Origin of the sequence: Tenacibaculum halocynthiae (genome assembly GCF_964512825.1) — a bacterium.
In the GTDB taxonomy this organism is placed as follows: domain Bacteria; phylum Bacteroidota; class Bacteroidia; order Flavobacteriales; family Flavobacteriaceae; genus Polaribacter; species Polaribacter halocynthiae.
Genome location: NZ_CAZELG010000021.1, coordinates 284,034 through 297,638 on the forward strand (window position 1 = coordinate 284,034; position 13,605 = coordinate 297,638).

The window sequence follows — 13,605 nt, forward strand, 5'->3', positions numbered from 1 at the left end:
AAATCAACTACTTATATTAATTTTAACATTTAAGTTGTAACAATTTTAAGTTTCAATCTTCTAATATATATACGTATTACAATATAGCGTTGAGAGGAGAGGTTTTCTTATTAAAGTTGGCCTTTCCTCTTTCCCTTTTTAATATAGTCATATTAACTAAAAAACTACAACTGTCTATTCAATCACTTTTAAATTTACAAGCAGAAAAAAAATATAAACACTATTAAATCAACTACTTATATTAATTTTAACATTTAAGTTGTAACAATTTTAAGTTTCAATCTTCTAATATATATACGTATTACAATATAGCGTTGAGAGGAGAGGTTTTCTTATTAAAGTTGGCCTTTCCTCTTTCCCTTTTTAATATAGTCATATTAACTAAAAAACTACAACTGTCTATTCAATCACTTTTAAATTTATAAGCAGAAAAAAAAATATAAACACTATTAAATCAACTACTTATATTAATTTTAACATTTAAGTTGTAACAATTTTAAGTTTCAATCTTCTAATATATATACGTATTACAATATAGCGTTGAGAGGAGAGGTTTTCTTATTAAAGTTGGCCTTTCCTCTTTCCCTTTTTAATATGTAATGTTTATTGAAAAAGTAACAGCCAATTATTTTATAATTATAAATTAAAAAAGCTGAATAATTTTAAATTATTCAGCTTTTTATAAAAATTCTATATTTCAGTTAAAGAGATTTTTTTGTGCTCTTTAAAACCTATATGATAATCCAACTATAATTTGGTTTACTCTTGTATCAAAATTAACATTTGGAGCTCCATTACTATTAATTAATTGTGATTCAGTATCTGAAAAAGCTCTTTCCCATCTTACATCTAATCCTATCTTACCTAATTCAACACCAGCACCTAATTGAAGTCCAACTGTAAAACCACTTACATCAGTTTTTACATCGTTTAAACTTTTTAAACTAAAATCCCCATCAATAATGTATTGAAAAGATGGACCTACAAAAACATGGGCTACCTTTAAAAATTTTTTACCTAATAATACAGGTATATCAATTTTTTGAAAATTATAACTAGCTATTTCATCTGAATTTTTAGCTGATATTTCACTTTTTAAAGATGTATATACCAACTCAGGCTGAACATACAAACCAATTACAGGAATTTTTATACGTGATAAAACCCCAATATGAAATCCAGTTTTACTCTTAGCACCGTCTAAAACATCTGTTTTTACCTCTTGAAAAGAATCAGAATTGTAATTAATCCCCCCTTTAATACCAAACTGTATTTGTGATTGAGAAACTTGAACAACTCCTAATAAAAACAAAACTAATATTGCTATTTTTTTCATAATCTAAATAATTTAAATTTATTTGTTTAACGAATTTTAATTTATATTATTTTCTTTTGATTACTTTTTCTACGGCAGCAATGATAGCCACATCATTTAATCCGTACTTCGCCATTAACTGATCTGGTGTTGCAGATTCACCAAAACTATCATTAACAGCTACAAATTCTTGAGGTGAAGGATTATTTGTAGCTAAACAACGTGCTACACTCTCTCCCAAGCCTCCATATTTATTATGTTCTTCTGCAGTTACTACACAACCAGTTTTAGCTACAGATTCTAAAATAGCTTCTTCATCTAAAGGCTTTATAGTATGTATGTTTATAACTTCAGCAGATATTCCTTTTTCTTCTAGTTGTTCTGCAGCTTGTAATGCTTCCCATACTAAATGACCTGTAGCTACTATTGTAACATCAGTACCTTCAGTAAGCTTAATTGCTTTCCCAATAACAAATGGTTCATCTGTCATAAATACAGGTACTTTTGGTCGTCCAAAACGTAAATATACAGGGCCTTCATGCTCAGCTATAGCAAGAGTAGCTGCTTTAGTTTGACTATAATCACAAGTATTAATTACTGTCATACCTGGTAACATTTTCATTAATCCAATATCTTCTAATATTTGGTGTGTAGCTCCGTCTTCTCCTAAAGTAAGACCTGCATGCGATGCACATACTTTTACATTTTTATCAGAATACGCTATAGATTGACGAATTTGATCGTATACACGACCTGTTGAAAAGTTAGCAAAGGTTCCTGTAAATGGAATTTTTCCTCCAATAGTAAGCCCAGCTGCGATTCCCATCATATTTGCTTCAGCAATTCCAACTTGATAAAAACGTTCTGGATGATTTTTTTCAAAATCATTCATCTTTAACGAACCGGTTAAATCGGCACATAGAGCTACGACATTAGGATTTGTTTTTCCTAATTCAGTTAACCCATCGCCAAATCCTGAACGGGTATCTTTTTTTTCAGTGTAAGTATATTTCTTCATTAGTATGTGTTGTAAATACGGTTCAAAAATAATCTTTTAAAAAATAATTAAGTTATAATTTCATTAATTCTTTATAAAGTTTATGAACAGGGAAACCCATAACAGTAAAATAACTACCTTCAATTTTAGTTATTCCTATTTTTCCTATCCATTCTTGAATCCCATAAGCTCCTGCTTTATCATACGGTTTGTATGTAGTAATGTAATAATCAATCTCTTCTTTTGTTAATTTTTTAAAATATACTTTTACTGAATCGTTAATTACTTTCTTAAAATTTTTATTTAAAATACAAACAGATGTAATTACCTCGTGCACATTATTTGATAACCTGCTAAGCATATCAAAAGCATCTTCATAATTTTTAGGTTTCCCCAATGCAATACCATCTATCCATACAATAGTATCAGAAGTAATAATTAATTCTTCTTTTTCTATACTTTTCTCAAAAGCTTTAGACTTCAATTCAGCTAAAAAATCAGTAATTTCATACGATTTTAAATTATTTGGATACACTTCATCTACCTCTTTAAGTTTAATTGTAAAATCGACATCCAAATCTTTCAAAAGCTCGTGCCTTCTAGGTGAACCTGAAGCTAAAATAACTTTATAGTTTTTTAATTTATTTGATAACATATTTAAAATAGTAAGCAATAATAGGAATACTCATAACAGCTAAAGTGTAAACTATATTAGATTTTTTTAGCAAAGCCTTATAATCATTATCACTTCTTGCACTTAATAAATAATAAATGAAGTATAATTCAGGAAAGGTACCTAATAATAAAATTGTTGAGAGTATAAATTTATTTTGAATAAATGAAATTGCAAATCCCAATACAACTATACTTGTTAAAATTGAAATAATTAAAATCATTGTTTTTGTTCTTCTTCTCCCTAAAACTATTGGAATTGTTTGGTGATTATAAGTATAATCATGATTAATATTTATAATATCTTTTATACTTTCCCTAACAATATTCCCCATAAATGATAGCGAAATATAGAATATCGTTATAAGTTGAAATTTAAATAATAAGTCCCATTGTTCTGTTGTTAAATTCACGGGTAAATCACACCACCATACTAAAAGCACACTATATGCCTTAATAAATGAATTTATAATGTTGGTGAAAATTGTTTTTTTTAAAACATACAAAGAATATAAAGCAATTACACACATATTAAAAACACCAATAAAACCATAATAAGGTTTATTGATATTAAAAGACAATATAAAGCCTATGAAAACACTAGCAAGAGCTATAATAATCCCTGTTTTTTTTGCCTTCTGAATTGGGTATTTTGGGAATTTAACTTCCTTCTTTCTTGCGTAATAGTTTATTAAAAAACCGGCTGCTAATACTCCAACTGTAGATAATTGTAGTAAAAATAAATCAAAAAAAGAAAGTTTGGTTTTAAAACCATAACCATGTAAAAAAAACATTTTAAATAAAAACTGAATAAATGCTATGTACAATAGATTTTTCCATTTTATAATATTTAAAAAAGTTTTAGTCATTAATTAAAATTCTTTTTTATTCTAGCTAAATCTCTTTTGCTATCACGATCTTTCATCGTTTCCCTTTTATCATGTGTTTTCTTACCTTTTGCTAAAGCTACGTCTAATTTAGCCCAGCCATTTTCATTAATAAAAAGTCTTAAAGGAACAATTGTATTCCCTTTAGCTTCAACTTCTCTAGCTAATTTTTTCAACTCTCTTTTATTCAATAACAAACGCCTTTCACTTTTAGGATTGTGATTAAATTGATTACCGAAAGCATACTCTTCAATATACATATTAATAACAAAAAGTTCTCCTTTATCATTAAATTCACAAAAACTTTCTGTAATTCTTGCTTTGCTATGACGTATCGACTTTATTTCCGTTCCAGTAAGCTGAATTCCTGCAGTATATTTATCTATAATCTCGTATTCAAAACGAGCCTTTTTATTCTGTATGTTTATATTTTTTTGCATAATCAAAAACAAATATACTTATAAATTTAAGGTTTAAAGTAAAAATAATAAACTATGGTTAATAGGCACATTCTAAGTGTTCTTTCTCATTTTTTTAAAATTAAAAAATATATAATAAATCTTATTTTAAAAGCACAAAAAATGCTCTGAAATAAATTCAGAGCATTTTAAATATTCACATATGTTTTATGCTTATTCAGCCATTATAGCTTCAGCCACTTTTTTATATGTACCATTTTCAAGTTTCTCTCTAATTGCAGAAAAAGCTATTATAGTTTCTTCTACATCTTCTACTGTATGACGAGCTGTTGGTATTAATCGTAATATAATCAATCCTTTTGGTATTACTGGATACACTACTATTGAACAAAATACTCCATGATTTTCACGTAAATCTTGAACCATAGCCATAGCTTCTGGTATTTCTCCTTTTAAATACACAGGAGTAATACATGTTTGAGTAGTACCTAAATCGAAACCAGCGTTACGTAAGCCAGATTGTAATGCATTCGTTATTTTCCATAAGTTCTCTTTCAACTCTGGCATTGTACGAATCATATCTAAACGTTTTAATGCTCCTTTTACCATTGGCATTGGTAATGATTTTGCAAACATTTGAGATCGCATATTGTATTGAAGATATTGAATTACATCTTTATCTCCTGCAAAAAATGCACCTATACCCGCCATAGATTTTGCAAATGTTGCAAAATAAACATCAATACCATCTTGTACACCTTGTTCAAAACCAGTACCTCGACCTCCTTCTCCTAAGGTTCCAAAACCATGAGCATCATCTACTAATAAACGGAAATTATATTTTTCTTTTAAGGCAACTATCTCTGCTAAACGACCTTGTTCTCCTCTCATTCCAAATACACCTTCAGAAACTAACAAAATTCCTCCTCCAGTTTTTTCTGCCATTTTAGTTGCTCTCATCAAATTCTTTTCGCAACTCTCAATATCATTATGTCTATATACAAAACGTTTTCCTGCATGTAAACGAACTCCGTCAATAATACAAGCATGAGTATCCATATCATACACAATAATATCATCTTTTGATACTAAAGCATCAATAGCTGAAACCATACCTTGATATCCAAAATTCACTAAATAAGAAGATTCTTTCCCTACAAATTCAGCACACTCTTGCTCTAATTGCTCATGATATTTTGTATGCCCAGACATCATACGCGCTCCCATAGGGTATGCCATTCCGTCTTTAGCTGCAGAATCACCATCTACTTTCAATACATCAGGATGATTTGCTAAACCTAAATAATCGTTAATACTCCAAGTAATTACTTTTTTTCCATTGAAAGACATTCGGTTTGATATTGGCCCTTCTAATTTAGGAAACACATAATATCCTTCTGCAATATCAGCCCATTTTCCTAAAGGTCCTTTATCCCCTTTTATTCTTTCAAATAAATCTTTAATCATTTTTACCTTTTGTTTTATATGTTGCGAAAGTAAACTTTTTTAAGAGCATATCAAAAAAACTTAACTTATCTCTTACTTCAGTTTCACTACTAAATCACTAGCATCAACCAAGGATCCTGCTTCTAATAGAACTTTATCAATAATACCTGAAGAAATAGCTGTTACTGTTGTTTCCATTTTCATGGCTTCAATAATAAATAACGGCTGATTTTCTTTTACTTCTTCTCCGTTTTTAACTAATACTGTTGACAATAAACCCTGCAAAGGAGCTCCTATTTGTTTTTCATCTTCTGCATCTGCTTTCACATTTTCTATTTTATCAACTTTTACGGAATTATCTTTAATAGATACATTTCTCATTTGTCCGTTAATCTTAAAGAAAACATTTATAAAGCCATTCTCATCTGGCTCACTCTTTTGCATTAATGAAATTAACACTTTCTTTCCTGATTCAATATCAACCATAATTTCTTCACCTACTTCCATTCCAAATAAAAAGTTTTTAGTTGGAATATTCATTACGTTACCAAATTTTAAATGGTTGTTATAAGCATCAGTAAACACTTTTGGATACAATTTAAATGATAAGAAATCAGTAATTTCTAACTCTCTTCCCATTCCTTTTCCAAATTGTCTTTTGAAATCTTTAAATTCTTTTTCAAAATCAATTGGCTCTAAATGCGCGTTTGGCCTATCTGTATACGGTTCTTCATTTTTTAAAATGATTTTTTGAAGTTTATCAGGAAAACCACCAACTGGCTGTCCTAAATCTCCTTTAAAGAAACTAATTACAGATTGTGGGAATGAAATAGTATCTCCTCTTTCCATTACATCTTTAACTGTTAAATCATTACTTATCATATATTGAGCCATATCACCTACCACTTTTGAACTAGGTGTTACTTTTACAATATCTCCAAACATTGTATTTACCTCTCCATACATTTTCGTTACCTCTGTAAACTTATCTTCCAACCCTAAAGCAATAGCTTGCCCTTTTAAATTTGAATATTGCCCTCCTGGAATTTCATGTTCATAAACTTCACCAGTTCCTGATTTTAATCCTGATTCGAAAGGATAGTAATATCCTCTTACTGCTTCCCAATAGTTCGAGTATTCTGATAATTTCTCGGTGTTTAAAAGATTTTCTCTTTCATTAAATCGTAACATTTCAACCATTGAGTTAAAATTTGGTTGTGATGTTAATCCAGATAATCCTCCTAATGCTACATCAACAACATCTACACCAGCTTCTATAGCCTTTAAATACGTTGCAGATTGAACCGAAGATGTATCGTGAGTATGTAAATGGATAGGAATATTAATTTCTGATTTTAATGCACTTATTAATTCATATGCTGCTTGTGGCTTTAATAACCCAGCCATATCTTTTACTCCTAAAATATGTGCTCCTGCGTTTTCTATATCTTTTGCTAATTGCAAGTAATATTTTAAATCATACTTAGTTTTATTTGGATTCAAAATATCCCCAGTATAACAAATAGAAGCTTCTGCTAATCCATTGGTTCTATTTCTTACATGTTTAATACATGGTTCTATAGATTTCATCCAGTTTAATGAATCAAAAATTCTAAAAACATCTACTCCAGTTTCCCATGATTTTTCTACAAATTTTTCAACTAAATTATCTGGATACGCTGTATATCCAACTCCATTAGACCCTCTAATTAACATTTGTAATAAAACATTAGGCATTGCTTTTCTTAATAATGCTAATCGTTCCCATGGATTTTCCTGTAAAAATCGTAAACAAACATCAAAAGTTGCACCTCCCCATACTTCCATACTAAATATCTCTGGATGATTCTTTGCATATCCTTCAGCTACTTTTAGCATATCTGTAGTTCTCATTCGTGTTGCCAACAAACTTTGATGTGCATCACGCATAGTTGTATCTGTAAAATGAATTTTCTTTTCATTCTTTAACCACTGTGCAAACTTTTCAGGTCCCAGCTCAGTTAATAAATCTTTGGTTCCTTTCGCATAATTTTCTGTTTTTGAAAACTTAGGAACCTTAGGTACAGTAAACTGATGACTTTTATTTATTTTTTTAACATCAGGGTTTCCATTTACAATTACCTCTCCTAAAAAATTAATAAGCTTATTAGCTCTGTTTTTAGGTTCTTTAAATTCAAATAGTTTGGGTTCATTTTTTATAAAATTAACTGTAACCTCTCCTTTTCTAAATGTTTCGTGATGTAATATATTTTCAAGAAAAGCTATATTTGTTTTTACACCTCTTACTCTAAACTCAACTAAAGCTCTTAACATCTTCCTACAAGCACCATCTAATGTTCTACTTCTTGCAGATACTTTCACTAACATAGAATCAAAGAATGGCGATATTTTCACCCCTTGATATATACTTCCAGCATCTAATCTAATTCCAAATCCAGATGCACTTCTATACGTTGAAACTGTTCCATAATCTGGTTTGAAATCATTTGCAGGGTCTTCCGTTGTAACTCTACATTGTAATGCATATCCTGTAATTACAATTGACTCTTGACTTGGGATTTTTATTTGTTTATCTGCTAATTTATAACCTCCAGCTATAAACAGTTGCGTTTTCACTAAATCAATATTCGTTACCATTTCAGTAACAGTATGCTCTACCTGAATACGTGGATTTACTTCTATAAAATATACACTACCATCGTCATCTACCAAAAATTCAACAGTACCTATATTGTTATAGTTTACTGCTTTACAAATATCAATAGCATAAGTATATAAATCATTTTTAATTTTATCTGTTAAACCAAATGAAGGGGCAAATTCTATAACTTTTTGGTACCGTCTTTGTACAGAGCAATCTCTTTCATATAAGTGCACAATGTTTCCATAAGTATCTGCAACTATTTGAATTTCTATATGCTTTGGGTTTTCAACATATTTTTCCAAGAAAACAGTATCATCTCCAAAAGCATTTAATGATTCTCTTCTTGCCTCTGGAAAAGATTTTTTCAACTCTTCATCACTTCTAATAACACGCATACCTCTACCTCCACCTCCAGAAGCTGCTTTTAACATAATTGGATATCCAATTTTTTTTGCTTCAGATAATGCTATATCAATTGAGTTTAAATCTTCTTGACTGCTTTGAATAATTGGCACATTATTAGCAACTGCAACTTCTTTTGCTGTGATTTTATCTCCTAAAGCTTTTAATACCGACACTTTTGGTCCAATGAAAATAATTCCATTCTCTTCACATTTCTGGGCAAATTCAGCATTTTCAGATAAAAAACCATATCCAGGATGAATAGCATCTACATTATTTTCTACAGCTACTTTAATAATAGCCTCAATATCTAAATAAGGCTTTAAGGGCTCATTATCTTCACCTATTTGATAACATTCATCTGCCTTATAACGGTGTAAAGAATACCTATCTTCATAAGTATAAATACCAACAGTTTTTATTCCTACCTCAACGCAGGCTCTAAATACTCTAATAGCTATTTCTCCCCTGTTAGCTACTAGTACTTTTTGAATTTTCATTGTGCTTTGTGTTTGTTAATGTGTTTGTTAGCGTGTTTTATAAATTGCCCTCCAAATTTAGTTTTTAATTTACATTTTTATAAGTAAAATCGCGATTTTACTTATAAAAAAATATTAATTTAACACATTATCAAAATAAGTGTAATAAAAAACTACTTTATCATTTTTTTATTAAATAATTATCAATTTTACAATTAAAATTCAATACTATTTTAACAATCTTCTCAAAATTCTATTTTTAACAAAAAAAAGGAAGCTTAATTTAGCCTCCTTCTTATATATTCTATCCTAGAACTTTACTTTTTTCTCCAACTTCATCTATAAAAGGTTGTTTATACAGTCTGGTATTTAATGCTCTATAAATAGCATTAGAAACCGCCCCTCCTGCCGGAGGTAGCCCAGGTTCTCCCAATCCAGTAGGAGACAACTCATTTTGAACAAAATGCACTTCTACTTTTGGGGTTTCATTCATTCTTATTAAACGATAAGTATCGAAGTTTTTATTTGATGGTTTTCCATTTTCAAAAGTCAAATTTCCATACATAGCATGTCCAATTCCATCTATAACTCCTCCTTGAATTTGGTTAATTGCTCCTGTTGGGTTTACAACTATACCACAATCTACAGCTGCAACAACTTTAGTAACAACAGGTACACCATCTTTTAATTCTACTTCTGCTAATTCTGCCACATGGGTATTATGACTATAATAAGCCGAAAAACCTTGAAAAACACCTTCTTTAGATTTTCCCCAACCACCTTTTTCAGCAGCTAATTTAATCGTACTCTCCATCCTCTCTCCAGAATACTCTATTTTTTCATCTGCATTATCTTTTACATTCTGCAATAGCTCAATTCTTAACTGAACTGGATCTTTCCCCATTTCTTGTGCTAATTCATCGAAAAAACTTTGTTCTGCAAATGCTAAAAAGTTAGTGTAAGGAGCCCTCCATGCACCTGTAGTAATATTACTTTTATAATTACCACTAGACACTTTGTAATTTGAAATACACCCTGCAGGAAAAAAATGTGGAATTAATCCATACATATTACTGTTTATCGCTGCTTCTTTTAAATGATATCCAGTAATTTCTCCATCCTTTAAAGATGCTGAAATCCTATATTTTATTGCTGGTCGATAAATACCATCTGTCATATCATCTTCTCTAGAAAAAATGACCTTTACTGGTTTTTTAGCCAAACTTGAAACTTCAGCAGCCTCTAAAGCAAAATCCCCATATAAGCGACGTCCAAATCCGCCACCCATTCTTGTCATTTCTAATTCAATTTCCTCTTCTTTTCTTTTTAGTAAATTAGCAACTCTTCCTACCGTCCATTGTGGAGTTTGAATTGGCCCTACTAAATGTACTTTTTCATCAGTTACATTTGCATAAAAATTCATTGGTTCTAAACAATTATGGGGCAAAAAAGGAGAATGATAAGTTCTTTCTATTACTTTATCAGCCTCTGCAAAAGCTTTTTTAACATTCCCATCTTCTCTACGAACATCTAACTTTTCATTATCAAGAATTCCATTTAAAATCTTATCATGTTCTAAAGTGCTTTCTAACTCTCCAGCATCTTTCCAAACAGCTTTAATTGCTTTTTTCCCTTTCATTGCTGCCCAAGTATTTTTACCCAAAACTGCAACTTTATCACCAAACCTTAAAACTTCAAGTACTCCTGTTACTTTTTTTGCTTCACCATCATCAAAACTTTCTAATTTTTGACCAAAAGCAGGTGGACGCAAAACTGATGCATATAACATATTTTCAGCTTTATAATCTAATCCGAAAAGTGGTTTCCCTGTTGTGATCTTATCTAAGTCTACATTTACAGCATCAGTACCTATAATTGTATATTCAGAAGGTTTCTTTAATTCTACTTTTTCAGGCACTTCCAATAGAGCTGCTTCTTTAACAACCTCTCCATAACCTATAGTTTCTTCTTTATCATTTGTAATAATTCCCTTAAATGCTTTACAAGTAGAAGAATCAACTCCCCACTTTGTAGCAGCTGCATTTATTAACATCTGTTTTGTAGTAGCTCCTGTTTGTCGTAAAGCATCCCAACCTTTACGTATAGATTGACTCCCTCCTGCTACTTGACGTGTATATTCCTTTTTATTGTACTTTGCTTGTACTACATGTACTTTATCCCACTCAACATCTAATTCCTCTGCAATAATCATTGGCATTGATGTTTTTACACCCTGGCCTATTTCTGGATTAGGAGAATAGATTGTGACATAACCATTATCTGATATTTTTATAAATGCATTAAAGTCATTAAAATTTAGATTTTCTATATCAATAGAAGGCTTTACATTTGGTTTACACGCTGTAAATAAATTAAAGCCTATCATAATCCCTCCACTTGCTAAAGCAGATGTTCTTAAAAAATTCCTTCTACTAAATGTTAGTTTATTTTCTTTTGAGTTCATCTTGGTAGTATTTATGACATTTTTTCTGCTGCTATAGCAATTGCTTTTTCTATTCTATTGTAAGAAGCACACCTGCAAATATTTCCATGCATTGCTTCGCGAATTTCTTGTGTATTGGGGCTTGGGTTTTCTTTTAAAAAAGAAGCGGCTGTCATTATTTGACCTGCTTGACAATAACCACACTGAGGTACATCAACTTCTTTCCATGCATTTTGCAAAGGATGAGTTCCTTCTTTAGAAAGCCCTTCAATAGTTGTTATCTCTTCTTTATCTATAGCAGAAACTTGTAATTGACAACTTCTCATAGCTTTTCCATCAACATGAATTGTACAAGCGCCACATTGAGCTATTCCACAACCGAATTTGGTTCCTACCATATTTAATTCATCACGCAATATCCAGAGTAAAGGTGTATCAGAATCGGCTGTAACAGTAACCAATTCTTCATTAATTTTTAGAGTATAAGTTGGCATTTTTAAGTAGTTTTTGTTTCGTTGAGTGTAAGTTACAAAAAAATTGCTGTTTTATATTTAATTGCATAATTTTAAGAAAACTTTAATCTACTTATATAAATAATATCTTTTTTTACAAGAAGCTAGTACTATTATAAGTTATAAATTTGCAACTTACTTTTATTATCATGAGTTTAAACAAGCATTTATTTTATAATTATTTACAGGAACTTGGTTTTTCAATTAATACTTCTAAATATTTAAATCTATTTATTTTACTAATTTTATTTTTAATTGCTATTTATGTTATTGATATAATTACCAGAAAAGTATTTCAAAGTATTTCAGTTCGAATTGCTAAAACATCAAAAACAAATTTTGATGATATATTATTAGCTAACAAGCTTCCTACTAATATTGCACATCTTATTCCTGTCTTTTTATTTTTTGAATTGATTCCTATTCTTTTTTATGATTTTGAATACATCAGAAACCTAATTATTAAATCTGTTCAAATAATTAGTATCGTTTTAGTTATTAAAATTGTTAGAAGTATTTTAAACTCTATAAAAGATTATTTAAAAACATTACCAAAATTTAAAGACAAACCAATTGATAGTTATATACAAGTATTTATGATATTTGCTTGGTTTAGTGGTTTCATTTTGTCTTTTGCTATTATAACCAATCAGTCTATTTTAGCCTTTTTTACAGCTCTAGGTGCCGCTTCTGCAATTATAATATTAATTTTTAAAGACACTATTTTGGGGTTTGTTGCCAGCATTCAAGTATCTGTAAACGATATGGTTCGAATTGGCGATTGGATTACTTTTGAAAAATTTGGCGCAGATGGTGATGTAATAGAAATTTCACTTGCCACAGTAAAGGTTCAAAATTTTGACAAAACAATTACTACAATTCCTACATATGCCTTAATTTCTGACTCTTTCAAAAACTGGAGAGGAATGGTAAACTCTCAAGGAAGAAGGATTAAAAGAGCTTTAAATATTAAAATAAACAGTATTAAACACTTGTCGAATGAAGATATCGATAAATTAAAATCTGTTCAATTGATTGAAGAGTATTTAACTATGCGTCAAAAAAAGGTTAACAACTTTAATAAAGAATACAATATTAATAAAGGCCTTCTTTTAAACGGACGTAATTTAACTAATATTGGTGTTTTTAGAAAATACGCTCAAACCTATATTGAAATGCATCCCGCTATCAACAATGATATGATGATTATGGTTAGACAGTTAGCACCTACTTCTCAAGGTTTACCTTTAGAAATATATGCTTTTAGTGCTGATAAAAACTGGAAGAACTACGAATATATTGTATCCGATATTTTTGATCATTTACTGGCTTCAATTAAACATTTTGATTTAGAAATATTTGAATTACCAACAAACACAAACTTTTAGG

At 29.9% G+C, this 13,605-nt stretch carries 10 protein-coding genes; 1 reads left to right on the forward strand and 9 read right to left on the reverse strand.

Annotation, left to right across the window (positions count from 1 at the left end; translation table 11 throughout):
* Positions 1 to 724: 724 nt before the first annotated feature.
* The 9 genes from ACKTTQ_RS08250 to ACKTTQ_RS08290 all read right to left on the reverse strand — a co-directional run bounded on the left by ACKTTQ_RS08250 (position 725) and on the right by ACKTTQ_RS08290 (position 12,198).
* Positions 725 to 1,336, reverse strand: a complete 612-nt coding sequence (locus tag ACKTTQ_RS08250; protein ID WP_093871599.1) for a porin family protein — start codon at positions 1,334 to 1,336, stop codon at positions 725 to 727.
* 46 nt (positions 1,337 to 1,382) lie between these two features.
* Positions 1,383 to 2,333 carry a transketolase family protein gene (locus ACKTTQ_RS08255; protein WP_093871600.1) on the reverse strand — a complete coding sequence of 317 codons (951 nt, stop codon included), beginning with the start codon at positions 2,331 to 2,333 and terminating at the stop codon, positions 1,383 to 1,385.
* Between the two features lie 52 nt (positions 2,334 to 2,385).
* Positions 2,386 to 2,967, reverse strand: coding sequence for a Maf family nucleotide pyrophosphatase (locus ACKTTQ_RS08260; protein WP_408048928.1), 582 nt, complete (start codon positions 2,965 to 2,967; stop codon positions 2,386 to 2,388).
* Positions 2,954 to 3,853 carry a UbiA family prenyltransferase gene (locus ACKTTQ_RS08265; RefSeq protein ID WP_408048929.1) on the reverse strand — a complete coding sequence of 300 codons (900 nt, stop codon included), beginning with the start codon at positions 3,851 to 3,853 and terminating at the stop codon, positions 2,954 to 2,956. The genes ACKTTQ_RS08260 and ACKTTQ_RS08265 overlap by 14 nt, the downstream gene beginning before the upstream one ends.
* Positions 3,853 to 4,311 carry an SsrA-binding protein SmpB gene (smpB, locus tag ACKTTQ_RS08270; protein ID WP_176974423.1) on the reverse strand — a complete coding sequence of 153 codons (459 nt, stop codon included), beginning with the start codon at positions 4,309 to 4,311 and terminating at the stop codon, positions 3,853 to 3,855. Before smpB ends, ACKTTQ_RS08265 begins: the two co-directional genes overlap by 1 nt.
* 192 nt (positions 4,312 to 4,503) lie before the next feature.
* Positions 4,504 to 5,754 carry an aminotransferase class I/II-fold pyridoxal phosphate-dependent enzyme gene (locus tag ACKTTQ_RS08275; RefSeq protein ID WP_093872071.1) on the reverse strand — a complete coding sequence of 417 codons (1,251 nt, stop codon included), beginning with the start codon at positions 5,752 to 5,754 and terminating at the stop codon, positions 4,504 to 4,506.
* 75 nt (positions 5,755 to 5,829) lie between these two features.
* Positions 5,830 to 9,282 (reverse strand): pyruvate carboxylase, encoded by a 3,453-nt coding sequence (locus ACKTTQ_RS08280; protein WP_093871602.1) that lies wholly within the window; start codon positions 9,280 to 9,282, stop codon positions 5,830 to 5,832.
* Between the two features lie 283 nt (positions 9,283 to 9,565).
* Positions 9,566 to 11,725: a xanthine dehydrogenase family protein molybdopterin-binding subunit gene (locus tag ACKTTQ_RS08285; protein WP_408048930.1), complete on the reverse strand. Its 2,160-nt coding sequence runs from the start codon at positions 11,723 to 11,725 to the stop codon at positions 9,566 to 9,568.
* A gap of 11 nt (positions 11,726 to 11,736) precedes the next feature.
* Positions 11,737 to 12,198, reverse strand: a complete 462-nt coding sequence (locus ACKTTQ_RS08290; protein WP_093871604.1) for a (2Fe-2S)-binding protein — start codon at positions 12,196 to 12,198, stop codon at positions 11,737 to 11,739.
* A 167-nt stretch (positions 12,199 to 12,365) separates the two neighbouring features.
* Here ACKTTQ_RS08290 and ACKTTQ_RS08295 point away from each other — a divergent pair, with 167 nt between their 5' ends.
* On the forward strand, positions 12,366 to 13,604 hold the full coding sequence (locus tag ACKTTQ_RS08295) for a mechanosensitive ion channel family protein (RefSeq protein WP_408048931.1): 1,239 nt from the start codon (positions 12,366 to 12,368) through the stop codon (positions 13,602 to 13,604).
* The last annotated feature ends 1 nt before the right edge of the window (position 13,605 follow it).

Coding starts and splice junctions, on each gene's coding strand:
- ACKTTQ_RS08250 (WP_093871599.1), bottom strand. CDS start 1,336: ATGAAAAAAATAGCAATATTAGTTTTGTTTTTATTAGGAGTTGTTCAA.
- ACKTTQ_RS08255 (WP_093871600.1), bottom strand. CDS start 2,333: ATGAAGAAATATACTTACACTGAAAAAAAAGATACCCGTTCAGGATTT.
- ACKTTQ_RS08260 (WP_408048928.1), bottom strand. CDS start 2,967: ATGTTATCAAATAAATTAAAAAACTATAAAGTTATTTTAGCTTCAGGT.
- ACKTTQ_RS08265 (WP_408048929.1), bottom strand. CDS start 3,853: ATGACTAAAACTTTTTTAAATATTATAAAATGGAAAAATCTATTGTAC.
- smpB (WP_176974423.1), bottom strand. CDS start 4,311: ATGCAAAAAAATATAAACATACAGAATAAAAAGGCTCGTTTTGAATAC.
- ACKTTQ_RS08280 (WP_093871602.1), bottom strand. CDS start 9,282: ATGAAAATTCAAAAAGTACTAGTAGCTAACAGGGGAGAAATAGCTATT.
- ACKTTQ_RS08285 (WP_408048930.1), bottom strand. CDS start 11,725: ATGAACTCAAAAGAAAATAAACTAACATTTAGTAGAAGGAATTTTTTA.
- ACKTTQ_RS08290 (WP_093871604.1), bottom strand. CDS start 12,198: ATGCCAACTTATACTCTAAAAATTAATGAAGAATTGGTTACTGTTACA.
- ACKTTQ_RS08295 (WP_408048931.1), top strand. CDS start 12,366: ATGAGTTTAAACAAGCATTTATTTTATAATTATTTACAGGAACTTGGT.